This is a genomic window from Streptomyces sp. adm13(2018), from assembly GCF_008042145.1.
Taxonomy (GTDB): Bacteria; Actinomycetota; Actinomycetes; order Streptomycetales; family Streptomycetaceae; genus Streptomyces.
Map to the genome: position 1 here is coordinate 4748 of NZ_RDBH01000068.1, position 751 is coordinate 5498.

Annotated in this window: 2 protein-coding genes; one reads left to right on the plus strand and one right to left on the minus strand. The window is 75.4% G+C overall.

Annotated elements, in window-relative coordinates; translation table 11 throughout:
* Window positions 1-167 (plus strand): fluoride efflux transporter FluC (locus EAO70_RS06195; protein WP_187283756.1); only part of this gene is annotated, 167 nt, incomplete at its 5' end.
* On the opposite strand, the gene EAO70_RS06200 is transcribed toward EAO70_RS06195, so the two are convergent.
* A complete protein-coding gene (locus tag EAO70_RS06200; RefSeq protein ID WP_148002006.1) occupies window positions 94-576 on the minus strand; it encodes a fluoride efflux transporter FluC in 483 nt (160 codons plus the stop codon). The genes EAO70_RS06195 and EAO70_RS06200 overlap by 74 nt on opposite strands.
* Window positions 577-751: the final 175 nt, after the last annotated feature.

The following is a 751-nucleotide window of genomic DNA, read 5'->3' on the forward strand; positions in this document are numbered from 1 at the left end:
GCACCGGCCTGTGCGGGGCGCTCACGACGTACTCGACGTTCTCGTACGAGACGCTGAGGCTGTACGAGGACGGGGCGCGGGGGCGCGCGGTGCTCAACGTGGCCGTGAGCCTGGCCGCCGGACTCGGCGCCGTGTGGCTGGGAGTCCGGGCGGCCGGGCTGCTGTGACCCGGGCGGCCCGGGTGACGGTGACCCCCGCCCAGACGGCGGCGAGCGCGGTGACCAGGGTGCCGCCCAGGTAGAGCAGGCCGCGGGCCGGGGCGCCGGCGTCCAGCAGCCGTTCCGTCTGGAGGCCGTAGGTGGAGAAGGTGGTGAACCCGCCGCAGAACCCGGTGCCGAGGAACGGGCGGAGGAGCGGGTGCGGCGGGGCGGAGGACCACTCGGTGGGCCGCTCCGTGAGCAGCACCATGAGGACGCCGAGCAGGGCGCAGCCGGTCACGTTGACCACGAGCGTGGTCCAGGGGAAGGCGCCTTCGGGGGTGGGCGCGAGGAGTTCCGCGCCGTAGCGGGCGGCTGCGCCGAGGGCGCCGCCGGCGGCCACCGCCCCGACGACCGGCAGTTCCGCGCGCAGCCCCATGGCCGCAAGCGTACGGGGGAGGATCAAGGCGAGGCGCACAGGCACGGTCCCCGGCCTGGGGCATTAACCGGGGTCCGGCCCGTGCAGCCTCGCTCTGCGATGGTCCGGCCACGCCCTGCGACGGGTCAAAGCGGGGCCGGAGAGTCTGTCAGATCCCCCACGGGGTATCCCGGAG

Coding starts and splice junctions, on each gene's coding strand:
- EAO70_RS06200 (WP_148002006.1), bottom strand. CDS start 576: ATGGGGCTGCGCGCGGAACTGCCGGTCGTCGGGGCGGTGGCCGCCGGC.